Source organism: Mucilaginibacter ginkgonis (assembly GCF_009754905.2).
Lineage (GTDB): Bacteria > Bacteroidota > Bacteroidia > Sphingobacteriales > Sphingobacteriaceae > Mucilaginibacter > Mucilaginibacter ginkgonis.
On the sequence record NZ_CP066775.1, the window covers coordinates 1,568,814 to 1,592,951 of the forward strand.

Sequence of the window (24,138 nt, forward strand, 5' to 3'; positions counted from 1 at the left end):
GTATTTGCATTTATGCCGGCTAAACTTTAGCCTTTTGAAATATGGCGGGTATGGTTTGAAATAATATTTTGAGATCGAGAATGAATGAGTGATTGGTTACGTAGCTATTATCAAGAAGTTTGCGCTCCAGTTCGGAGACTTCTGCTTTGCCGCGCTGCTTTATTTGCCACAGCCCGGTTAAACCAGCCGGACCTAAAAACCGCTTAGACCACTCATTTGATGTGAGTTGTTCAGCTTCATACAAGGGTAATGGCCTGTTGCCCACAAATGACATGTCGCCTATAAGAATGTTGTATAATTGGGGCAGTTCATCCAAACTTGTGCTGCGAAGAAACCGGCCCAATTTAGTTACCCTGGGATCGTCTAATACTTTAAAGAAAACGGGTTTCCCATTTAGATTACCGCTGTGCAGATATTGATTCAGATTTTTAAAATCTCCAACCTTTTTATCCGCATCAGAATGCATTGACCTGAATTTATAAAAACTAAAAATCTTATAGCCGGCCCCTACCCTGCTACTACGGTAAATGGCAGGCCCTTTAGAACCCACTTTTACTAAAAAAGTAATGAGCAGCAGAAGTGGTGAGAGACACAATAAAATGAAGCCGGAAAATAAAATATCGAATAACCTTTTGGTAAAGGGCATTTTGTATTTTAAATCTGCTCCGGCATTTTTGAGCAACCCAAGTCTGTTAGGCCTTAATAACCTCAATTTTAAAAGTAAGGCTATCCTTTCCTGAATATGATTTACACTAAAGGGATAAAGGTAATAGTCATGCACCCGCAGGTGCGACATTTTTACCCTCCAGTTTGCCACGTTCCATTTGGATAGAACTATAATAATAATCTCATTTAGATATAAATTGTCCCTTATAATCTGGATCAATTTAAAATGATTTTCTTTTTCATCTGCCTCAACAATGATCAGATCGGGGGTATCGAATATTGTTAACCCATTTACACGTCGTACTATTTCTTCAGAGTTCTCGGCATAAAGAAAATTATAAGACGGCGGCAACTCTTCTGTTAGCAAGTCTCTAAAATCATTCCCTACATAAAATAGGTCGACCTTAACAGAGTTATCGTGAATTTGACGTTTTTCAGGCCACAATTGATTTTGCATTGATAAGGTGATTTATTTTATAAATGAGATAAGAAGGGTTAAACGGTTTCATCAGCACTACATCAGCTATATCAAAAGGATCTGCATTTTTTTGCTCTTCACCTCTATATTCTGTAAGCAGAATAACGGGGATATCCTTATACAATCCGCTGTATTTTAAATGCTTAAGAAATGACAGATCGTCAAAGCCTGTTGATTTCAATTCTGCAATTATTATAGCGGGCTGATTATTACTTAAAAGCCAATGAAATGCATCTACCGCATTGTTTTTTGCAACAACAGTAAACTCTCTCGATAGAAATGCATACAACAACTTTAGGATATTCCATTCGCTGTCTACTATTAATATCTGCCGTTTTTGAAGCCTTGGTTTGTTGGAGAGGTGTTGTAGTTTCATGGCGCCTATTAATATTGATGTGTTTTAAGCTGTGGTAAATCATAGCCCATCAACAGTATCAAAATTAGCCATGCCAATTTTTACAGACTCAGTACATCTGCCATTTTTAAAGCGTTTTAATACTATATTTTTCTATGTATTTGTTCAGTCGAAAAATAAAGGGCCGTATTAATAGCAAAAGATTTATGAGCTATACATATAAAAATAAAGTCGCAAAGCGCTATTTATTAGAAACTTATGTGCTTGGTAGCGTGAATGACTCGCAAGGTTACTAGCCGGCACAACTATAGTGTTTATTACAGGGGGTGTATAATTGGCGCCTGTATACGGAATTAACATCAGGACTATATGGAGTTGATTTGACTACATTTGGCAGATACTCTTCTTACCTATGAATCCCTTCCCTGTTGTTATTGCCCAAGAACTACACCTGTTGATTCTACCCGATTCTATAGGTCATGCTGATGGTCATCCTGTGCTAACATACTCGTATAGTATTTTCGAAAAAACTGATGACCTGTATGGCGATAATATTTTCGACAAGGAATCGCGACTTCATTTAAAAGATAATGACGATCCTAATTATCGCGGTGTCATTTTATTTGAGCAGCCCGGAAAATTATTTACTTATGAACCTGCTTTGCATAAGTCTCTTGACAGCGATGAAGTTGAAGAACTGATTGAGCATATCACAGAATACCGCGATCATGCTGCAATGTGGTTGCTGTAGCCTGGCTGTTATCGAGAACTAAAATCGTGAAGTCGGCTTCTTTTTTTGCGACTGATTATAGATGCAAACAAGGAACTAACTAAAATAAAAAACGCCTTTTGAAATTATTCAAAAAGGCGTTTTTGTAATTGCTATGATCTCCTGCTAAATGTCAGCAATTTTGACGGTTTTTATTTAAGATCTTAAATCATGTTTTGAATTGTTAGTCTTAAAAGAATTGCTTGTATTCTTATTAGTCCGTCTAAAACCATTCCCATAACGTAGATTGTTAGTGTCGCGATTAACATTAACTGAATTACCCTTATCCTCGAGTTTTTTTAACATTCTAATTAATCATTTTATAATGCTTTTCAACATGACAGGCAATAATGTAATTATAAACTTAATCCCAGTTTGGGACTTTGTCCTCAACGATAAAACTTATCAATAAGGGTATATTATTCACTCCCTTCTGTTTTGACTATCTTGTTATAAATACCTAGCAATAAGAACGGTGCAACCCATTGGCCCACAAAGAGTGCATCGTGTTTTTTACCCATTACTTTAAAGGTGACCGACAAGGCTATTGAAGCTATTGCGGCACTTAGGTACACCACAGAAGGAATTTTAGCCGTTTGATTTTCAATGGCTTTGGTCATTTGACCTTCGCCTGGAGAATTGTTTTCCATAATTTTTTCTTTTTATAATTGATGAGTTTTTATTAAGCCCGCAAGTTGTTTGTGTTTATTATTAACCCAACAAATTAAAATGAGTATGAGTTTGAAGCAGAAATACCCGTTTTTGTGGAATAAATACTGTATTTAAGTGCGTAGTGTACCTAAGTGCGGCTTTTACAATGTTATTGTGATAATTTTCTAGTTTAGCTTATAATAGCAGTCACAACTCGATCTCTGGTTACAGATTAACCTATTTGTTTGCATATTACTGTAGTAAACTTTTAAACCTATCTACCAATTCATCCTGAACATTAACGTCATCGGCAATTTTTAAGTAATCAGTTTGTTTTTTATGATGAAAATATTTGCCGCTTACCAATGACCCGGGCTCATTACTTTCTGCAAGCCATACTTGGGTTTCAAAACCTTTTTCCAAACTGTCCGGGGCACTTGCACCGCAGATTTTAGTTGGCACCCATCTGGGATCAATTGCATTCGAATAAGTCTGAGGCCAGATCCGTGCAAAATATTTAGCCAGTATCAAATCATGTAATTTAGTGTCTGAATAGGAAACCTTATTTGCTGATATCGCGTCAAGATCGACCCGGCCTTGCAGGTGCATTCCTGAACTTAACAATATCAAATACTCCGGCCTGTTTATCAAGTTGGTGAGAAGGTAAGGTGCAAGGCTATTCACGGTTAATAGTAATGATAAACCCTCGGCACCAATACTATCCTCGGGAACCTGATATAGCCCCGCATTATGAATTACCACATCGAACGGTCCAATTAGATTTACTTCTGCGGCGAGTTTCCTTATCTCTGCAGCACATAAAACTAAACTGTCTCCAATTGAATTCCGCATGTCGTTTAGTTAATTCATTATGCTCGTTACAACAACGCGTAATCTTGGCTATTACAGCCCCATAATTTTAATTATTGCTTTTACTGATTTATTAAATTTTGTATTTTTGATTTATAAGATTTGCGTTAAAACGTATAAAATCAGCGGTGAGTGATTCGGTGAGTTAGAATTATCACATCTGTAATATATTGATAGTAAGGCGATTAAAAGAAGGGTACAAATCCCTCTCTCTCCGCCTTCGGTCGCCGAAGCAACCTCGGCGGACAAAGTCCGCTGGTGACGTTGCGAAGGGGACTTTCAAAACTTAAAGCCTGACAGAATATCTGTCGGGCTTTTTGTTTTAGCATAATGTGGAAGTGATCAACCTATTGAACCATTTGATCTTCGAGTTTTTCTGCTGCCTGCAGATGCATCTGTAAAACAGGTATTGTCTTTTTTATGAACGCCGTCATTTCAGGATATTTCACAACCTTTAAAGCATCGGTAAATTCGCTGATGTCGTTTTTGTGATCCTTTACCATTGCTTTTACATAAGCCTTATCAAATTCTTTATCGTTATAGCTGCTCAAACTTTTTTTAAGTGCTGCCGCGTCATTACTCAATCTGTCAGGCAATACAATGTGCCTGGCAGACGCGATAGCTTTCAATTCAGTATTCGCTTTTGAATGGTCTTTCTGCATCATATCCGCAAGGGTTTTTACTCCCGGGGTATTGCTCCTGGCAAGGGCTAACATACCAAGCTCCACCTCTTCCATCCCACCGGCAGCGGCCTTTGCTGCAAATTTTGCATCGATGCCACTAATCTCGTACGGAGGTGTAGCCGGACTGCGATTTTCGTTTGAGTCCCTCGTCATGTTGGCACTATCTGCCTGGCTTACACTATCCGGCCCATGTTGCTTGCAAGCCGTAACAGCTATGCATATAACAATTACATATATTGACTTTTTCATCATTTGAATTGATTTGTCTGAAGCTTGCGACATTCTACAATTTGAACAGGATAGCTTAGCTTTAAGTTTGCTGTATAAACACTGATTATGAGGAAAAATCTACGTGATTAGAACGACACAATTCAATTACAAAGTCAAATAAATGTTTAAACATATATTTGGCTCGATTGTTGATTATCTTTGTATAAATATCTCTGGGAGGAGATAACAAAATCATGAAAAAGATAGGTTTTTTATCATTCGGTCACTGGGCTAATCATCCCTCATATCAGGCACGCACAGCAAGCGATACGTTACTTCAATCTATAGATCTTGCAGTTGCTGCAGAAGAGATCGGCGTAGATGGCGCATATTTTAGGGTGCACCATTTCGCAGCGCAACTGGCGTCTCCTTTTCCGTTGTTATCGGCAATTGGCGCTAAAACTAAGCAGATAGAAATAGGCACAGGCGTCATTGACATGCGTTATGAAAATCCACTGTACATGGTAGAAGATGCCGGCGCCGCTGATTTGATATCAGGCGGGCGCTTGCAATTGGGCATCAGTCGGGGTTCGCCGGAGCAGGTAATAGACGGTTGGCGATATTTTGGTTATGGGCCTGCAGAAGGTGAAACAGATGCAGAAATGGGCCGTAATAAAGCCATGCAATTTTTAGACAAGCTGGATGGTGTTGGTTTTGCGACGCCTAACCCCTATCCTATGTTTCCAAATCCGCCGGGCCTTTTACGTTTAGAGCCACATTCAGCCGGTTTGCGTGAACGTATCTGGTGGGGTGCTGCCTCTAACGCTACTGCCATTTGGGCAGCAGAGAATGGGATGCATTTGCAAAGCTCTACACTTAAGTTCGACGAAAACGGCAAACCCTTCCATGAACAGCAGGCCGAACAAATAAGGTTGTACAAAGAAGCCTGGAAAAAAGCCGGCCATAAACGCGAGTCGCGTGTTTCTGTCAGCCGTTCTATATTTGCTATCATGAATGACCAGGACAGGTTTTACTTTGGTCAGCAAGGCGGTTCTAAAGATCAATTAGGATATATAGAAAGCGATAAGCGCGCCATATTTGGCAGAAGTTATGCCGCGGAACCTGACCAATTGATCAAAGAACTTGAAAAAGATGAGGCTATCAAGGAAGCCGACACTTTGCTTTTAACCATACCCAACACTTTGGGTGTAGATTATAATGTGCACGTGTTATCATCCATTATTAAGCATGTTGCGCCTGGCTTAGGTTGGCGTTGATTAATATTTATTGTTACGAGAAAGCCCGATATTTATATATCGGGCTTTTTATTTACAGAACTTTACCGCGGATCAAGCGGCTCGTCCGGGTCTATTTGTTTAACCTCAGGTACAGCATAATACTCAACCTCAGTATCTGCAAGTCGCTTACCCAACTTATAAGGCACATAGCCCAATTCTTTGCGTGAACGGCCATCCATGGTCATGATGTAATCCGTTTGTGATTTATCCGTAATGATCAGTCCGGGTTTATTAGCCGGGATACCGTATTTATAAACCAGCCTTAAACCGTTTCGCAAATTAGTGGTAGTATGCCTTGCGTGCGGTTCCATGATCACAGCCTTGGCCGGAATATCCAGTTCATTAACCAAAAACCTTTTCATCTCTTCGGCTTCGCAATACTTGGTTTTAAAAGGATGTGCCTTCCCTCCCGATACCATGATAAACGGCGCTACGCCTAAACGATATTGTTTTGCGGCAAGACGGCACCGTAACATACCTTCGCCGCTAAGCGCGGTAACTAAATCGCCGGGGCCGGCTCCCGGTACCATAATGTGAGTATAGGGATAATTAGCCCACTTAACAGTTTTTATAAGATCTACAGCAAGTTTGTTAACGGTAGATTCCATAGGCTCGTAGTTTGCCGGGTCTGCCCGTTGGTTTATCTGCAAATAAGTAAGCGCAGCCTGTAATGCCGGTTCAAAGAATAGTGCATCCGGTTGGATCTCATTTTCTAAAATTGCCGAAGCATCATATATCAGGTTTACATAACCTTTTGATTTTACATTATAACTAATGGAATCTATTGTTGGGTAATTGGGCTTTTTACCTTCTGCATAAACAGCAATGGTATAATTTACCGCACCTGCATCCTCCTCCCAGGCTTTCATTAATAATTCGCTGCCATTTAAATGATACATGCTATAACAACCTGAAGGCACTAGTTTATTCTTTACCATTAACCCTAAAGCGTTATTAGATTGGTACAACGTTTTTAATCTAAGGCCAACCTGCTGAATTTCGCCTTCTGTAAATTTCAAAGCTTCCGGATAGCAGGCCGCATCTTTACAATCTTTAACAGAACTTTTTAGGTCGGCTATTTTTTGCTTAGCGAATCTTGATAAAAGTGTGTCGCTTTTTAATAGTTGGCTAACATTTTTATCCTGCTCAAATAAGGTTAGTAAGTAATAGTTTTTCGATTGTATCCAAAAATTGGTGTGCTGCTTTCCCGGCTGTGGAGGTATAGGCTTCTGCGCGAAAGCGGTTGCAGACATAAAAATTGCCAATATAACTATTAGCGAATGTTTCATAAGTAGTAGTAAAATCGATGCAAAATGCTTTTTTAGGAAATATAATGTATGTAACAAATTAGTTGGAATGAGATTACAACAAGCACTTGAGCCGATAAAGTTTTTCAAATTAAATTTTGAAATGCTAATATTATTAGCATAACTTTGATGTGTGATTGTAGACGATTTTTTTGTCGATGTGCAACTGGCACAAGGTTTAACCCGCATACAGGTTGAAGAAGCAACACCTTATGAACAGGCGGTGCTTAACATCCTGCTCTTCACCATTGACTTCTATAACGGCAAAAGCTTTACTACACTTACCCTGCAATTAGAAAACGGCAACTGGCACCTGCATGATAACCGTTTTACTGATGATACAGACCAGCTGCACTTTCATGAGTTTTGGGAAGATTATAACTGCCCTTTAACCCGCCATGAAATTAGCACTATCGGCGCGGCCATATCAAACTATATGGTAGTTCAGCTGGTGTCGCGCATGAGTTTATTTGTTGCCTCTTTACCTAACCCTGCTGTAAACTAAATGACAAGCTATGGTTGCCGCAAAACAACAGATCATCCAGCAGTTGCAAAAGGATATCCTGCGTTTACAGGGGATCCGCACTTTCGATAATGGTTCCAGGCAAACTTTTGGATTGGGTGATGTTGAACAAGCTTTCCCGGGTGGAGTAATTCCTACAGGTACTGTTCATGAATTTCTATGTTTTGAAGCCGAGCATAAAGCAGCTACCGGTGGTTTTATAAGCGGGTTATTAAGCACCCTGATGCATAACAACGGTGTATGCATTTGGGTAAGCAGTTCACGGATGCTGTTCCCAATGGGTTTGAGTATATTTAATATCGCACCCCACCACGTGATCTTTATTGATGTAAAGCGCGAAAAAGATATCCTCTGGGCAACAGAAGAAGCGCTTAAATGCGATGGACTGGCTGCCGTAGTTACCGAGTTGAAAGAGATGAGCTTCACCCAGTCGAGGCGGTTACAATTGGCAGTTGAGCAAAGTAAAGTTACGGGCTTTATTTTACGAAATGATCCTTTAAAGCTCACTACATCTGCATGCGCGGCACGGTGGCAGATCACCTCATTACCAAGTGAATTGGAAGGCGACATGCCGGGTGTAGGCTTCCCCCGCTGGAATGTCGAATTGTTAAAAGTGCGTAACGGAAACCCCGGCGCATGGCAGGTTGAGTGGCGTGGCGGTAAATTTACAGCAATAGCACAACAAGCTACTTCCGAAGAAATCCATACATATACCAGAAAGGCAGGCTGATATGGCACAGCGTTTTGTTGTGATATGGTTTCATCACTTGTTGACCGATTGGCTGATACTCAAGAAGCCCGGAATGCGCGAGGTGCCATTTATATTTACAGCGGCCGAACATAACCGCATAATTGTTATTGCTGCTAATCAAGAGGCCGAATCGCAAGGCATATTTAAAGGGATTTTCGCTGCCGATGCCAAAGCTATTGTCCCCGATCTGCAGGTATTTGACCACAAACCCGGCCGTGATGCCAGTCTTCTAAAAACCATGGCCGAATGGTGCATCCGCTTCTCACCCATTGTTGCTGTTGACAGGGATAACCATAGCCTGATATTTGATATAACCGGTTGCGCACATCTGCTGGGCAGCGAAGAGGCTTACATGAATAAGATCGCTAATAGCTTACACTTTAAAGGTTTCCGCATACGGGCCGCAATGGCCGATACTATAGGTGCTGCATGGGCTGTGGCGCACTTTGGCAAAAACGGGACTATCGTCCCAAGCGATGAACAAGCAAATGCATTACTGCAGCTCCCCGCAAATGCGCTTAGGCTGCAGCCGGACAATTTGGAGCGCCTTATCAAACTTGGCTTAAAAACCATTGGCAGTTTTATAAAAATGCCGCGTTCTGTTCTGCGAAGGCGTTTTGGCGATGATATTTTATTGCGCATAGGGCAGGCTATTGGCTTCGAAGAAGAAGTTTTGCAGCCTGTAAAAGTGATTAGCCCGTATGAAGAACGCCTGCCATGCCTTGAGCCTATTTGCACGGCATCCGGGATAGAAATCGCCATAGAGATGCTTTTAGCCAAAATTTGCAGACGGCTCGAAAATGAAGGTAAGGGTTTGCGTATAGCTATCTTAACCTGTTACCGGGTTGATGGTAATCAGCAGCAGGTTCAGATAGGCACAAATACTCCCTCAAACAATGTTGCGCACTTGTTAAAGCTGTTTACACTAAAAATAGACAGCATTGAACCTGCTCTAGGCATCGAGTTATTTATACTTGAAGCGCCCAAGGTTGAAAATATTAATCCATCGCAAGAAGTGTTTTGGGGTGAAACAACCGGACTTGAAGACCCTCAGGTTGCAGAACTGCTTGACCGTATTGCCGGAAAGTTTGGAGCAGGTCATATCCGCAGGTATTTGCCGCAGCAGCATTACTGGCCTGAGCGTTCGGTCAAAAGCACAACTTCAATAAAGGAACAGCCTGCCATTGCATGGTCTGTTGCAAAACCAAGGCCTACGCAACTTTTGCCATATCCGCAGCGCATAGAGGTTGCTGCCCCTATCCCCGATTACCCACCCATCAACTTCAGATATAAAGATAAGGTGCACCACATACGCAGGTCTGACGGCCCCGAACGTATAGAACGCGAATGGTGGATGGACAAGGGCGAGCACCGTGATTATTATGTGGTTGAAGATGAGGCCGGCTGCCGTTACTGGCTCTTTAGGTTAGGCCATTACAGTGCAGATCAAACCCATCAGTGGTTTATTCACGGATTTTTTGCCTGACAGATGATAGAATATGCGGAACTACAGGTAACCAGCAATTTTACGTTCATGAAAGGTGCTTCGCACCCCGAAGAAATGGTTAGACGTGCCTTTGAGCTGGGTTATTCTAAGATCGCTATTACAGATGTAAACAGTGTAGCGGGCGTGGTACGCGCACACCAGGAAGCAAAGGAATTATCAGATAAAGAAGAATTTGAATATCGTAAAATTGAATTTATTCCTGCCTGCCGTTTGCAATTACTGGACGGGCCAGATCTATTGGCTTATCCTTTAGACATTACTGCCTGGGGCCGTCTTTGCGCTCTATTAAGCAAAGGCAACCTGCGCACAGAAAAAGGCAAATGTGAATTGTATAAACAGGATGTTTACGAACACGCTGAAGGTATAAAATTCATCGTTATACCACCCCCTGTTTTAAATGCTGATTTTGACTTTGAAGCTGGTTTTAAAACGCAGTTAAAGGAATATCAGCAAATTTTAGGCAATCAATTATATATCGCCGCAACACGCTCCTACAATGGCGATGATGCCAAGCGCTTTTACAGGCTTGCACAGTTAGGTGTACCAATGGTGGCTACTAATGATGTGTATTACCACGACCCGGCGCGGCGTGAGTTACAAGACATACAAACCTGCGTACGCGAAAAATGCACCATCAGTAACGCCGGTTTTTTGCTGCATGCCAATGCCGAAAGATATTTAAAATCTACTGATGAAATAGAACGCCTGTTTCAAAATTATCCCGAAGCACTTGCTAACGTTATGGAGATCGCCAATGCCTGCGATTTTTCACTGGATACGCTTAAATATCTGGAGCCCGAATGGAAAAGCCCTGATGGCCGTACGTCTGATGAGCATCTGGCAGATCATACGTGGGCCGGTGCACGCAAAATGTTTAACGAAGAGGAATTTGCCCGAATGTCAAAGCAAATACAATTTGAGCTGGACTTCTTTAAGCGCCGCAAACTAGCTCCTTATTTTCTCCGAATTTTCGAGTACACACAAAAGGCAAAAGAACTAGGCATATTGCACCAGGGCCGCGGTTCAGCTGCAAATTGCAGTGTCTGTTATTGCTTAGGGATCACGCCCGTTAACCCAACCAAAACACGTTTGTTATTCGAAAGATTTATGTCTGACGCGCGCGATGAGTGGCCCGATGTGGATGTAGATTTTGAGCATGAACGCCGTGAAGAGATCATCCAATGGATATATGAAACCTATGGCCGCGAGCATGCCGGTATTGTAGCGACCGTAACCCAGGAAAGGCATAAAGGAGCTATCCGGGATGTGGGTAAGGCAATGGGGCTTTCAGAAGATACCATCAAACGCCTATCGGGTACGATATGGCATTTCACAGAAGAAGCTTTTGACAGGGAACGTATTATTGAGAATGGCCTTAACCCTGATGATCCGCACCTGAACAAGGTTTTAGAACTTACGTTGCAGCTGATGGGTTTCCCCCGGCAATTAGGGCAGCACACCGGAGGATTTGTGATTACGCAATGCAAATTGTCTGACCTTTGCCCAGTGATGAACGCGCGCATGGAAGACCGCACGCAACTGGAATGGAACAAAGACGATCTGGAAGCGCTTGGTATTTTAAAGGTAGACGTGCTGGCTTTGGGTATGCTTACCTGTATCCGTAAAGCTTTTGATCTAACACAGCAGCACTACGGCAGGCACCTTACTTTGGAAAACGTGCCACAGGATGAAACCGGGGTGTATGATATGATTTGCCGGGCAGATACATTGGGCACTTTCCAGATAGAAAGCCGTGCACAAATGTCTATGCTGCCCAGGCTAAAGCCACAAAAATTTTATGACCTGGTGATCGAAGTAGCCATTGTACGGCCGGGACCAATCCAGGGTGATATGGTGCACCCTTATTTAAAAAGGAGGGATAATCCTGATTTAGTAGAGTATCCATCAAAAGAATTAGAAGAAATTTTAAAACGCACCCTAGGCGTTCCTCTTTTTCAGGAACAAGCAATGGAAATATCTATAGTAGCCGCAAACTTCACCCCTGCCGAGGCCGATCAGCTACGTCGGAGCATGGCTACTTTTAAAGCTAAGGGTGAGGTAAGCGGTTTTAAGAAGAAACTGATAGATGGCATGGTGGCTAAAGGTTATGATGCGGAATTCGCCGCTCGCATCTTTAAACAACTGGAAGGTTTTGGCAGTTATGGTTTTCCTGAGAGCCATGCCTATAGTTTTGCCCACCTGGTTTACATATCCTGCTGGCTAAAATATAATTACCCGGATGTGTTTTGTGCTGCCTTGCTTAACAGCCAGCCGATGGGTTTTTACCAGCCGGCGCAGATCGTAACAGATGCCCGGAAACATAATGTAACGGTGAGGCCTGTAGATGTCAATTATTCATGCTGGGACAATGCCCTGGAAGAACAAGTGGGTGCATACCGGGCAGTACGACTGGGTTTCAGGCAGGTGGATGGTTTGCGAGAGGATGATATGGATGCCCTCCTTAGAGGAAGGATCAAACACTATAAAACCATTCCGCAGTTAATGGACGCGGGTGTGCCTTTAGCGGCGCTTGAAAAACTGGCCGATGCGGATGCCTTCAGGTCGATAGGTTTTGACAGGCGGCAAGCGCTGTGGGAAATATCAGCCTTAAAAGACCGCCCTATTGCATTGTTTAATGGACAGCCATCAGAAAGTGCAATTGAAACACAGATAGCACTGCCGTTAATGACCGCATCCGAACATGTGGTAGAAGATTATGCTACAACATCTCTATCATTAAAAGCACATCCTGTAAGTTTTGTGCGCGATCAACTGACCATGCTGCGCGCGGTCAAAACCGCCGAACTAGTGGATATACCTGATGGTGAAACAGTAAGGGTGGCAGGATTAGTTTTGGTTAGGCAAAGGCCGGGGACTGCCAAAGGTGTGTGTTTTATAACCGTTGAAGATGAAACCAGTTACGCTAACCTGGTAGTATGGGAAAGCCTGTTTGATAAGTACCGCAGAGAAATATTGCAAGCCAGGTTATTAATGGTAGAGGGTAAAGTGCAGCGTGAGGGTCAGGTGATACACGTTATTGCCGGCCGGTGTTTTAACCTCTCACCATTGCTTAAAGGCTTAACAGCAGCTAATACAGAAGAACTGCCGTTGCTAACTTTAGCCAGCGCTGATGAAACTACCAAGCCCACCCCTTACGACATCCGCCAGCAGCCGCATGTGCGCGATGGACATAGGGTAATACCCAATGCCAGAAATTTTAAATAAACTATTTAGCCGGCGCATATGCGCCGTTATTGAGCCATATTAACCAAAGCCTTTTAAATTCGGCATGGCTCAAAGGCGGCAACTTGCGGCCCTCTCCGGGATTCCATCCCGCAAGCACTAGTCCGTCATCAGCGTGCGCGATCAATGCCTTCATATCCTTGTGCCCGTTTTTGTTTGGATCTATAATCTGTTTAGCCAGCTGACGCGGTGTGCGGCCCTGGAAAACCATGCGCATATTTGCTGGTGGCAAATGCCAGTTTGGATTACCCGGAGGCGTATGTAAGCCCGGTGTATTGGTAGGTTGATGGCAGTTTGAGCATTTCAACGCATAAACGCCTTTTCCGTCAACGCCTCGCTTCACGTTCATAGTATGCAGGTGGCTGTCTTCTCCCTGTAAAGGCACGTCGCCATTTGGATGGCAGTTCATGCAGCGCGGACTCATCAGCACTTTATAAACTCCCATAAAAGCTTTTACAGATGCCACACTATCTTTTTTAATATTTGGTTTTGGCGCGGCAGGTCCATTAGTAAATGATAAGCCAACAACCCCGGCCAATAAAAATAGCAATATAACGATTACAGATAGTTTTTTATTAAGTGTGATTTTCTGAGTGATATTCATTGGTTGGGGGCTTAGGCAGTTATAAAGTTGTGGTTCATCAACGGCAGATCATAAATACGTTTACCGGTGGCAGCAAAAATGGCATTGCACAAGGCTGGTGCTAACGGCGGCACACATGGCTCGCCGGCGCCACCCATTTCTTCCTTACTGTCAACAATATGCACATCTATCTGCGGTGCTTCATTCATGCGGGCAATTTTATAATCATAAAAGTTATTCTGCTGCAGACGGCCATTTTCTATAGATAGCTCTCCGTACAGTGCCATGGTCAGGCCGAAAATTATCCCGCTTTCCATTTGCGCGCGTACACCGTCAGGGTTGACAGCCAAACCAAGGTCAATGGCACAAGTTACCTTATGAACCTTTAGCTTTCCGCCTTCCAGGCTGATCTCTGCAACCTCTGCCACATAACTTTTGAAAGCTTCATGAACGGCAATGCCATGGTAATGACCTGCAGGCAATTTCTTGCCCCAGCCTGCCTTTTCCGCGGCCAGATTAAGTGCAGCCAGATGCCGCGGACTATCTTTCAATAATTTTCTACGGTATTCAAGCGGATCTTTCCCGGCGTTAGTAGCCAACTCGTCAATAATGGTTTCCATCACAAAACCTGTGTGCGTGTTACCTACCGACCTATACCATAAAACCGGAACCACTTCTTTAGTGGTATGCAGCCCTACATAATGGGCCGGCACGGCTTTTAAATAAGGCGAATCTTTAACGCCCTCTACAGAGCTGTCATCTATACCGTCCTTGATGCCGGCAGCCATAGGTGTACCTGCCATTATAGACTGTCCGGCAATGTTATGCTGCCAGGCTACAGGCATCCCATCCGCATCTGTACCGATCCTTAGTTTATGCACATAAGCCGGGCGATAATAGCCACCCTTCATGTCATCCTCACGGCTCCATATCATCTTTACGGTCTGATGGCTGGCTTTGGCTATTTGCACCGCTTCTGAAACAAAATCTGAAGCCATGGTTGCCCTGCGGCCAAAACCACCGCCGAGAAATGGCACGTTAAGCGTTACATTTTCAGATTTCATGCCCAATATTCTAGCGGCATTGTCGCGGTCCACACCGGGCAGTTGTGTACCACTCCATATCTCGCAGCTATCGCCTGTAATTTTAACTGTGCAATTAAGCGGCTCCATCGGCGCGTGGGCCAAATATGGAAACACATATTCCGCTTCAATGATTTTAGCAGCGCCTGCAAATCCTGCTGTTAGATCTCCTTGCTTTTGAGCAGGTAAGCCATTAGTTGAAGCCAGCTTTTTATAAGCCGCCATTTGAGAAGCAGTGTTTAGATTCGCCCCCTCGCCTTCGTTCCAAATAATGTTCAGTAGTTTTTTACCCTCATTGGCCGACCAATAGTTATCCGCTAAAACGGCTACACCAGTAGGTATTTGCACAACCTGCTTTACCCCTTTAACCGCTTTGGCCCTTGTGGCATTAAAGGATAAAACCTTCCCGCCGAAAACCGGCGAATGTGCTACAACAGCAATGAGCATACCGGGCAATTGCATGTCCATACCAAACCGGGCGCTACCGTTTGTTTTAGCCGGCGCGTCCAAACGCCGTTTACCTTTGCCTACATATTTCCAATCTGTAGCAGCCCGTAGCGGAATTTCTTTAGGTTCCGGTAACAGCGCTGCTTCTGTAGCCAGTTCGCCATAGCTTAATTTCGTGTCGCCTAAAATGGCAAGACCATTCGCGGTTTTTACTTTATCAGGTGTAACACGCCAGCGGTTGGCAGCGGCCTGTGTTAGCAATATCCTTGCAGCCGCGCCTGCTTTGCGGTAACGGTCAAACTCGGACCATGTGGTGCTGCTGCCGCCGGTAATTTGTATACCGTAGGTAGTGTGGTTCCAGGGCTTACCGGCCGGGGCGTGTTCTACAGTAATATTTTTCCAATCGGCATCCAGTTCCTCAGCAATGAGCATGGGCAAGGTGGTCCATATACCCTGACCCATTTCTGTATGGCTTAGGATAATGGTTATCTTGTTGTCGGGTTGGATATTCAAAAAGGCATTAGGCGTAAAGCCGCCCTCTATCCCGGGAATGATAGACTTACCTAACCTGCCGCCAACCTGGGGTATGGTAAATGAAATTAATAATCCGCCGCTGAGCAGGGCACCCGCTTTAAGAAAATTTCTCCTGCTTATTTCCTGCTCAACCATTTACCGCTACTCCTTTCTGCATGGCGGCGGCATCATGTATAGCCTTACGAATGCGCACATAAGTACCGCAGCGGCAAATGTTTCCGCTCATGGCATCGTCAATATCCTGATCTGTCGGATTAGGGTTTTCGCGAAGCAATACAGCCGCAGACATCAATTGCCCCGACTGACAATAACCACACTGCGGCACGTCATTAGCCTGCCAGGCCAGTTGCAGCGGATGATCGTTATTTGCAGACAAGCCCTCTATGGTTACTACCTGTTGACCTTCAGCGCGTTTTAAACGTGTGACACACGAACGTACTGCCTCGCCGTTTAAATGAACGGTGCAGGCACCGCATTGAGCAACACCACAGCCAAACTTGGTGCCGGTAAGGCCAATAATATCGCGAAGCACCCATAACAGCGGCATTTCGGGATCGGCATCAACGTGGTATGTTTTAGAATTTACAGTTAAAGTTGTCATAGGCTGGCTTGTCAATTACTTGTGTACGAATTGAATGTAGATGTAAGTTAAAACAAATGTTTATACGCTTGCAAATGTGCCTGCTTATATAGACGAATTATAAATAACAAACCTAAACCCTGCCCCGAAGAGATTACTGGTTTGTCATACCAAACCTACCTTTGATTCAGCTTTGCTGTAACGCCATCAATGACATTGTTCACAAATAACTTCAACGCAATTGCTGGTAAAATAACAGATGTATAATCCGCGTAACATATTAGCATTTAATTGATTTTATTTCTCAAAAAAATAACACTTTTGCGAAAAATACCGTTATCAGCAAATGCAAAGTTACCAGGAGTTTCTTGACCTAAGCGTAGGCTTTCCGCAGGATGGTTTTGAGATCATTGAAGATGAATTATTCTTTAACGATCTTAACCTGATGGAGATGATCGAAACTTACGGCACGCCCTTAAGATTTACCTACCTACCTATCATATCTAAGAAGATTCAGCAGGCGAAGTTGTTGTTTCAGCAAGCTATTATAAAGAACAACTACAGAGGAACTTATAAATATTGCTATTGTACAAAAAGCTCGCATTTTCGCCACATCGTTGAAGAAGCCTTAAAGAACGATATCCACCTGGAAACGTCTTCGGCTTTTGATATGCCGATGATAGACGCTCTGGAGAAAAAGGGCGCCGTGACTAAGGATATTACCGTGATCTGTAACGGCTTTAAAACCTTCCAGTACAAACAGTATATCATTGATATGCTGCACGATGGTTTTACCAACATCATCCCGGTGCTGGATAACAAGGAAGAGTTTAACATTTTTGACGATGAGATCGAGATGGATACACCTTGTAATTTAGGTATCCGTATCGCTTCTGAAGAGCAGCCCGATTCTCAATTCTATACTTCTCGTTTGGGCATCCGTTCAGAAGATATTATCGATTTCTATTACAACAAAATAGAGCAGAACCCCAACTTTAAATTGAAGCTGCTGCATTTCTTTATCAACTCCGGTATTTCTGATACGCCATATTATTGGAACGAACTTGAGAAATATGTAACACTGTATTGCAAGCTTAAAAAGATCAACCCAGATCTGGATACGCTGGATATTGGCGGCGGCATGCCTTTCAAAGATTCGCTAGTATTTGATTTTGATTACGAATATATGGTGAACGAGATCGTGAGCCGTATTAAAGAGATCTGTGCCGAAAATGATACCATGGAACCGGATATCATCACCGAGTTTGGTAAGTACACTGTAGCAGAAGCATCGGGCATACTTTATAAAGTACTTGGCCGTAAGCAGCAAAACGACCGTGAGCGCTGGTTGATGCTGGACGGTTCTTTTATTACCAACCTGCCTGATGTTTGGGCTCTGAATCAGAAATATGTTTTATTACCAATAAATAATTGGGATTCCGAATATGAACGCGTCAATCTTGGCGGTATCACCTGCGACGGACAAGATTACTATAACCAGGAAGCGCACATGAACAGCGTATTTATGCCAAAAACGCGGAAGGTACAATACCTGGGCTTCTTTAATACGGGCGCTTACCAGGAAGTATTAAGTGGTTATGGCGGTATTCATCATTGCCTGCTGCCTTCTCCTAAGCATGTGATCATACGCCGCAACCGCGACGAGACATTCAATTTTGAGGTATTTGGCGAAGAGCAGAACAGCAAGCAGGTACTAAAAATTCTGGGTTATACGACGTAAGTAGTTAGTGAGTTAGTGAGTGGTGAGCAGGTTTTTTCCGTGGGAGTAACCCATGTCATCCTGAGCCTGTCGAAGCATCAATAACTATATTTTGTAACAGGAAATAATTACAAAAGACACAAATAGTGTCTTTTTTCGTTTCAGGTTATATGTATATCGCCAAATCGCTTATTCTCTTTAGCTTATCATTTGTTTTAAGTGAGCCGCGGCAAGCTGAAGATAGACTCGTTCAAAAGGATTCAGTTTATACATATTATAAAGGTTCTGCGGACGGTGTCGGCAAGTTTTATATGGGCCGCGAGATAGCACAGGTAATGGGTTTCAGCGGCGCTGAGTGGCTGGAACGTGATACTCGCCAGCAGGAAGAAAACGTAAGGCTGGCCATACAAAACCTGCCGATCTCTGCTAAAAGTGTTATAGCTGATATCGGCGCCGGAACCGGGTATTATACTTTCAGGATTGCCCCTAAAATACCGCACGGAAAAGTTTATGCTGTGGAGTTGCAGAATGAGGCTATTAATTTCTTGACAAAAAAAGCCAAAGAAATAAATGCGTCTAACGTCGATGTGATCAAAGGTACAGCGATATCACCAAACCTACCCGACAACAGCACAGACCTGGCCATAATGGTTGATGTTTATCATGAACTGGCTTATCCTCACGAATATCTGCAGGCATTAAGACGTGCTCTAAAACCTAACGGTAAGATACTGCTGTTAGAGTATAGAGGCGAAGACCCAAATGTGCCGATCAAAACGCTTCATAAAACAACCGTCGCCCAGGTAAATAAAGAAATGGCAGCGAATAATTTCAAGCTGATAACCGATAAAGAGTTTCTGCCTATTCAGCATTTTTTGGTTTATCAGAAAAGATAGGTGACAGATAAGCAATTACGCATCAAACTTGTCCAGCAACTTTAACAGCGTATCAAAGTCTTTTGGATATGGCGCATGGATGGTTACATCCGTCTTCTCGTTTATTTTAAAAGTAACCTCAAAGGCATGCAGGGCAAACCGTTTCATTATCGGCTGCTCTTCCTGGTCCTTACCCAAAACGTATTTGCGTTTCAAACTCGACAGGAATACAGGTTTTCCTTTATACATGGCGTCCCCGGCGATAGACGCCTTTTGTGTAGCCAGGTGAATACGGATTTGGTGCATGCGGCCGGTAACCGGCCGGCATTCTACCAGCGTATAATGTTTATAATATTTAAGCGACTGGAACCATGTTTCGGCACGCTTTCCCTCCTGCCGGCTAATGCTTACACTACCTTTGCCCGTGTTTAAGATAGGCAAGTCTATTAATAGCTCGTCGAACACGTGTGTACCTTCAATCACCGCGTGATAAACCTTTTTAACCTTCCGGCGCTCAAATTGCATTGAGGCTAACCGGTAGGCCTCGGGGTTCTTAGCGATGATCAGCGCGCCCGATGTCTCTTTATCCAGCCGATGGCAGATTTGGGCATCATCACTGTAAGCCTTCGCTAAACGCAGCATGTTGATCTCGCTGCCGCCCGCTTCTCCCCGCTCGTCGAGCGTGCTGATGAACGGCGGTTTATTGACCACAATAAAGTTGTCGTCTTCAAATAAGATCAGGTCGGTAAACTTTGGAACTTTCATATGCTTCTGGCAAAAATACGTTTATTAACACGTTTGGCGTGTAAGCGTGCAGTAAAACAATCTAACCTACTTATTGTTAAGCAATTGTAAACCAATTAACCATTAACCTGATAAATCATGGCGAAGAGAAAGAGTGAAGAAAAAGGTTTCTTCGAAAAAATAGCTGATACCGTTTCGGAATTATGGGATGGTACTAAAGGAAAAACTGAGGACGCGATCGAAGTTGTAAAAGACGAAGCCGAGACAGTTAAAAAAGCAGTAACCAAAAAAGTAGCTGATACAAAGAAAGCAGCTACCGACAAAAAAACAAAAGCCGCTCCTAAAGTAGCTGCTGCTAAGAAAACAGTGGCCGACAAAGCGACATCTGTGAAGAAATCCGTAGCTGATAAAGCAAGCAGTGCTAAAAAGACAGCAACCAAAGCTGCTGATAACGCAGGCAAGAAAGCAAGTAACACTGCATCTAAAACAAAAACCACTGTCAAGAACGCCGCTGATAAGACAGCATACAAGGCGAAATCCACTGCAACAAAAGCAAAGACGGCTACAAAATCGGCAGTTAAGTATGCAGATAGCAAAGCGTCTTCTGCTAAAACGAATGCAGCTAAGTCAGTCTCAAAAACTGCTGGTAAAGTAAAAAGTGCGGTTGATAAAACGGCAAAAAAAAATAAGGCCTAACCCCATTCCTCTTCAAAGAAGAAAATGCGCTAAAACAACAAAGCCCCTGAATTATCAGGGGCTTTTTCTATTATTCTGCGTCGAATTTGTAACCTACGCCTTTTATAGTAGATATGTATTTCTCGCCTAACTTTTCGCGCAGTTTACGGATGTGCACATCAATGGTGCGGTTGGTCACTACCACAGAATCTTCCCAAATATTCTTAAGGATGTTTTCGCGGGTATAAACCTTGCCGGGTTTAGATGCCAGTAAATACAGTAACTCAAATTCCTTTTTAGCTAACACCACTTTTTCGCCATTCTGGAAAACCAGATAAGCTTCGCGATCTATCACCAGGTCGCTCACTTCCAACTTATTTTCGCTGATCTCATCGCTGGCCGAGTTACGGCGCAGGATGGCGTTAATACGGCTTACAAGGGCACGTGGCTTAATAGGCTTAGCAATGTAATCGTCGGCACCTACATTAAATCCGGCGATTTCAGAATATTCTTCACTACGTGCCGTCAGGAATACCATGAAGGTATTTTTAAACTCCGGCATAGTACGCATAATGCGGCAGGCCTCTATGCCATCCATAACAGGCATCATTATGTCCAGGATGATCAGATCGGGTAACGCTTTCTTAGCTTCTGCTACGGCAGCCTGACCGTTTTGTGCTGTAAAAACCTGATAACCTTCTTTTTTAAGGTTGTATTCAATAAGCTCTAAAATATCAGGCTCGTCATCAACAATTAAAATTTTGTGCTTCGGTAAAGTGCTCATTGGTCGATTTTTGTGTAAAAGTAAATCGTTTAAAGCACCTAACGGTTAAAAGTGTGTTAATTAATTATTAACCTTCATAATTTGTTAACAGCAATTTATGGCTTGTTGAACGTTTTCTTTAACATTTCTTCAAGGTCTGAACCGGTAATGTTTTTGGCGATTATATTACCGCTGGGATCTATAAAAAAATTAGAAGGGATAGCTTCAATCCTATATAGCGATTCCGTGGGACCTTCAAAACGCTTAAGATCAGACACATGCTGCCAGGTAAGTTTATCCGCGTTAACTGCTTTTTGCCAGTCGCCCTTATCGGTATCCAGCGATACGCCTAGAATGTTTAAACCTTTTGGATGGTAAATGGCGTATTGCTTTACCACATTTGGGTTTTCTGCACGGCAGGGGCCGCACCATGATGCCCAAAAATCTATCAAAACATATTTACCCTTAAAATCTGAAAGCTTCATAGGTTTGCCGCTGATATCATTAGCCGTAAAATCCGGCGCCTGATGTCCTATAGACAATGGTTTAGCAAGCATCATCTGACTCACAAATTTGCGTACCGACGGATTGCTTTTAAAGTCGTCTTTAATATCGTCGGCGTATTTTACCAGTTCGGTTTCATAACGCATTGGATCGATGGTAGTTACCGCGTAAAAACCAGCCAACGATTTTTTGTTATCATTCACAAACTTTAAAACAGCCGCTGTGTAATCTTTTACGTTTTGCTGAAAGACCGGCTGATATATTTTTAGCAAAGAATCAGAGTTGCCATGGGCAGCCTTCTCCTGGTATTCAGCAACGAGTTTGGTGTTCTTTTCACCGTAAACGTTGCTAATCTTGTTAAACTCCTGGATCTTGGCCGACTCGTCAGAACCTGATACCTTATACGTGTGAGATGAGTCGGCTAAGTTGGTCTCGAAATCAATTGCGTCGCCATTGGTGGCAATAAGATCGAAAATAGCTTCTCCGGTTCTAACCTTAAATAGATTTGGATACGCGGTTGAACGTTTGAAGGAAAATTTACCATCCGCGCCAACACCTGTCGAGTCAACAACAGTTACCTGCGAACTATCTGCCGCCAACAGGTAAACCTTGCCTGCATGGTTGTAATTATTAAGTGTACCATTAATAGTGAAAGATTTTTGATCTTTGCATGCTACAGCACATGTGATGATTGCCAGCAAACCGGCAACTTTAAATATGTTTTTCATTATGATTCTTCTAATGCTTTGATTAATAATTGGTTGGTTTTCTGAGGGTCTATTTTTCCTTTAGAGCGTTTCATTATATCGCCCATAAATAAACCCAAAACGCCCTTTTTACCCTTTTTATATTCTTTGACTTTGTCGGGATATTTATTGATCGCTTGTTGTATAAACTGTTCTAACTCGTTAACATTCTCACTGATTATCAAGTTCAATTCGGCAGCTATATTTTCCGCGTTTTTTGAAGGTTCAGAAAGGAGCGCGCTAAACAAAGTCCCTGACGCTAAGCTGTTATTGATCTTTCCGCTGTCTACTAACGCAATTAAATCTGCAATATGACGCGGCTTCAATGGTAATTCATTTAAAGATTCTTGCCGTTCATTTAGATACGATTTTACTGCACCCATCATCCAGTTGGCGGCCGACTTATAATTACTTGTGAGCGAGATCAACTCTTCAAAAAAAAACGCCAGGTCTTTATCTGCAGTAATCACGCCCGCATCATAAGCGGACAGGTTCAATTCCGTAATATATTTATCATATAGCGCGGCAGGCAATGGCGGCATCGCAGACCTGATGCTATCAACATATGATTCAGTTAGGACTATCGGCAGCAAATCGGGCTCCGGGAAATACCGGTAATCGTTAGCCATTTCTTTTGTCCGAAGGACTGAAGTTTCGCCCGTATCAGCGTTAAAGTTGAGTGTGGTCTGGTCAATACTTCCGCCGGCTTCAATAACGCTTATCTGACGTTTAAACTCGTGCCCGATGGCGCGCTGCAGGTTACGGATGGAATTGAGGTTTTTTACTTCGCAACGGTTGCCCAACGTAGTGGTCCCTTTCTTACGGATAGAAATGTTGGCGTCGCAACGCAGGCTGCCTTCTTCCATATTACCGTCAGAAATATCAAGGTAACGCACAATTTTGCGGATTTCTGCCAGGAAGAGCGCTGCTTCATCGGCACTGCGCATATCCGGTTCAGAAACTATTTCTAATAGCGGCACCCCTGCCCTGTTCAAATCTATCAGCGAATATTCGTCGTGCTGATTATGGATGCTTTTACCCGCGTCATCTTCCATGTGGATGTGATGAAGCGCAATTGTCTTCATTGTACCATCAGCGAGCCGAACCTGAATCTCGCCGCCGATACAAATGGGCTGCTGATCCTGGGTGATCTGATAACCTTTGGGCAGATCGGCGTAGAAATAATTTTTACGGGCAAAGGTATTATTTGGGTTGATCTGTGAATTACATGCTAAACCCATTTTTACCGCATATGCAACCATAATTTTGTTGATAAACGGCAGTGTACCGGGATGACCCAGAGACACCATGCTAACGTGCGTATTTGGCAGACCGCCGAAGCCGGCATCGTCTGCACAGAAGGCCTTGCTTTGAGTGGACAGTTGCACATGCACCTCGAGACCGATAACCACCTCATATTGCTCACTAACGCTGTCCAATAAATCCGTCATACTAATATACTGATAGCCGCAAGTGTATTAAGCGCCTATCACAAATCCACTGCAATATAGGTTTTATAGCCCGGAAATGTAAAAAGGATACGCTATTAAATGGCTAACGCGCTAGCCATCAGT

The 24,138-nt window shown here is 43.2% G+C and carries 22 protein-coding genes; 9 read left to right on the forward strand and 13 right to left on the reverse strand.

The window, feature by feature from the left end; translation table 11 throughout:
* Positions 1-19 precede the first annotated feature (19 nt).
* A complete protein-coding gene (locus GO620_RS07275) occupies positions 20-1,123 on the reverse strand; it encodes a sugar transferase (protein ID WP_157523815.1) in 1,104 nt (367 codons plus the stop codon).
* On the reverse strand, positions 1,101-1,520 hold the full coding sequence (locus GO620_RS07280) for a response regulator transcription factor (protein ID WP_157523816.1): 420 nt from the start codon (positions 1,518-1,520) through the stop codon (positions 1,101-1,103). Before GO620_RS07280 ends, GO620_RS07275 begins: the two co-directional genes overlap by 23 nt.
* Positions 1,521-1,911: 391 nt before the next feature.
* On the opposite strand from GO620_RS07280, the gene GO620_RS07285 reads away from it, so the two are divergent.
* On the forward strand, positions 1,912-2,250 hold the full coding sequence (locus GO620_RS07285; RefSeq protein WP_157523817.1) for a hypothetical protein: 339 nt from the start codon (positions 1,912-1,914) through the stop codon (positions 2,248-2,250).
* A 437-nt stretch (positions 2,251-2,687) separates the two neighbouring features.
* On the opposite strand, the gene GO620_RS07290 is transcribed toward GO620_RS07285, so the two are convergent.
* The 3 genes from GO620_RS07290 to GO620_RS07300 form a co-directional block, all read right to left on the reverse strand.
* Positions 2,688-2,918, reverse strand: coding sequence for a hypothetical protein (locus GO620_RS07290; RefSeq protein ID WP_157523818.1), 231 nt, complete (start codon positions 2,916-2,918; stop codon positions 2,688-2,690).
* 253 nt (positions 2,919-3,171) lie between these two features.
* Positions 3,172-3,771 carry a Rossmann-fold NAD(P)-binding domain-containing protein gene (locus tag GO620_RS07295; RefSeq protein WP_157523819.1) on the reverse strand — a complete coding sequence of 200 codons (600 nt, stop codon included), beginning with the start codon at positions 3,769-3,771 and terminating at the stop codon, positions 3,172-3,174.
* 365 nt (positions 3,772-4,136) lie between these two features.
* Entirely contained in the window at positions 4,137-4,721 is a 585-nt protein-coding gene (locus tag GO620_RS07300) for a DUF4142 domain-containing protein (RefSeq protein WP_198173518.1), read from the reverse strand.
* Between the two features lie 215 nt (positions 4,722-4,936).
* Here GO620_RS07300 and GO620_RS07305 point away from each other — a divergent pair, with 215 nt between their 5' ends.
* On the forward strand, positions 4,937-5,959 hold the full coding sequence (locus GO620_RS07305; RefSeq protein ID WP_157523821.1) for an LLM class flavin-dependent oxidoreductase: 1,023 nt from the start codon (positions 4,937-4,939) through the stop codon (positions 5,957-5,959).
* Positions 5,960-6,021: 62 nt separating this feature from the next.
* Here the strand turns inward: GO620_RS07305 and GO620_RS07310 are convergent, their stop codons facing one another.
* The gene (locus tag GO620_RS07310) at positions 6,022-7,269 is read right to left on the reverse strand and encodes a YdcF family protein (RefSeq protein ID WP_157523822.1); all 1,248 of its coding nucleotides are present in this window, start codon (positions 7,267-7,269) and stop codon (positions 6,022-6,024) included.
* A gap of 151 nt (positions 7,270-7,420) precedes the next feature.
* Between GO620_RS07310 and GO620_RS07315 the strand changes: the two genes are divergently transcribed.
* Genes GO620_RS07315 through GO620_RS07330 form a run of 4 tightly spaced genes read left to right on the forward strand, consistent with a single transcriptional unit; the run spans position 7,421 to position 13,293 of the window.
* Positions 7,421-7,792: a hypothetical protein gene (locus GO620_RS07315; protein WP_157523823.1), complete on the forward strand. Its 372-nt coding sequence runs from the start codon at positions 7,421-7,423 to the stop codon at positions 7,790-7,792.
* Between the two features lie 10 nt (positions 7,793-7,802).
* Positions 7,803-8,540 (forward strand): ImuA family protein, encoded by a 738-nt coding sequence (locus tag GO620_RS07320; RefSeq protein ID WP_157523824.1) that lies wholly within the window; start codon positions 7,803-7,805, stop codon positions 8,538-8,540.
* Between the two features lies 1 nt (position 8,541).
* Positions 8,542-10,047, forward strand: coding sequence for a Y-family DNA polymerase (locus GO620_RS07325; protein ID WP_157523825.1), 1,506 nt, complete (start codon positions 8,542-8,544; stop codon positions 10,045-10,047).
* 3 nt (positions 10,048-10,050) lie between these two features.
* Positions 10,051-13,293 (forward strand): error-prone DNA polymerase, encoded by a 3,243-nt coding sequence (locus tag GO620_RS07330; protein ID WP_157523826.1) that lies wholly within the window; start codon positions 10,051-10,053, stop codon positions 13,291-13,293.
* A gap of 1 nt (position 13,294) precedes the next feature.
* Here GO620_RS07330 and GO620_RS07335 read toward each other — a convergent pair whose 3' ends face one another.
* The 3 genes from GO620_RS07335 to GO620_RS07345 are packed head-to-tail and all read right to left on the reverse strand — an operon-like array spanning position 13,295 to position 16,558.
* Positions 13,295-13,915 carry a hypothetical protein gene (locus GO620_RS07335; protein WP_157523827.1) on the reverse strand — a complete coding sequence of 207 codons (621 nt, stop codon included), beginning with the start codon at positions 13,913-13,915 and terminating at the stop codon, positions 13,295-13,297.
* An 11-nt stretch (positions 13,916-13,926) separates the two neighbouring features.
* Complete coding sequence (locus GO620_RS07340; RefSeq protein ID WP_157523828.1) at positions 13,927-16,092, reverse strand: xanthine dehydrogenase family protein molybdopterin-binding subunit; 2,166 nt, start codon at positions 16,090-16,092, stop codon at positions 13,927-13,929.
* Entirely contained in the window at positions 16,085-16,558 is a 474-nt protein-coding gene (locus GO620_RS07345; protein WP_157523829.1) for a (2Fe-2S)-binding protein, read from the reverse strand. Before GO620_RS07345 ends, GO620_RS07340 begins: the two co-directional genes overlap by 8 nt.
* A gap of 325 nt (positions 16,559-16,883) precedes the next feature.
* On the opposite strand from GO620_RS07345, the gene GO620_RS07350 reads away from it, so the two are divergent.
* Entirely contained in the window at positions 16,884-18,278 is a 1,395-nt protein-coding gene (locus tag GO620_RS07350) for an arginine decarboxylase (RefSeq protein ID WP_157523830.1), read from the forward strand.
* Positions 18,279-18,403: 125 nt separating this feature from the next.
* On the forward strand, positions 18,404-19,153 hold the full coding sequence (locus GO620_RS07355; protein WP_244139475.1) for a class I SAM-dependent methyltransferase: 750 nt from the start codon (positions 18,404-18,406) through the stop codon (positions 19,151-19,153).
* 15 nt (positions 19,154-19,168) lie between these two features.
* On the opposite strand, the gene GO620_RS07360 is transcribed toward GO620_RS07355, so the two are convergent.
* Entirely contained in the window at positions 19,169-19,897 is a 729-nt protein-coding gene (locus tag GO620_RS07360) for an RluA family pseudouridine synthase (protein WP_157523832.1), read from the reverse strand.
* Between the two features lie 117 nt (positions 19,898-20,014).
* On the opposite strand from GO620_RS07360, the gene GO620_RS07365 reads away from it, so the two are divergent.
* Positions 20,015-20,572, forward strand: coding sequence for a hypothetical protein (locus tag GO620_RS07365; RefSeq protein WP_157523834.1), 558 nt, complete (start codon positions 20,015-20,017; stop codon positions 20,570-20,572).
* 70 nt (positions 20,573-20,642) lie between these two features.
* On the opposite strand, the gene GO620_RS07370 is transcribed toward GO620_RS07365, so the two are convergent.
* From GO620_RS07370 to gatB, 3 genes are all read right to left on the reverse strand, one after another.
* Entirely contained in the window at positions 20,643-21,335 is a 693-nt protein-coding gene (locus tag GO620_RS07370; RefSeq protein ID WP_157523836.1) for a response regulator transcription factor, read from the reverse strand.
* 95 nt (positions 21,336-21,430) lie between these two features.
* Positions 21,431-22,546, reverse strand: a complete 1,116-nt coding sequence (locus GO620_RS07375) for a TlpA disulfide reductase family protein (RefSeq protein WP_157523838.1) — start codon at positions 22,544-22,546, stop codon at positions 21,431-21,433.
* Positions 22,546-24,015, reverse strand: a complete 1,470-nt coding sequence (gene gatB, locus GO620_RS07380; protein ID WP_157523840.1) for an Asp-tRNA(Asn)/Glu-tRNA(Gln) amidotransferase subunit GatB — start codon at positions 24,013-24,015, stop codon at positions 22,546-22,548. The genes GO620_RS07375 and gatB overlap by 1 nt, the downstream gene beginning before the upstream one ends.
* Positions 24,016-24,138 lie beyond the last annotated feature (123 nt).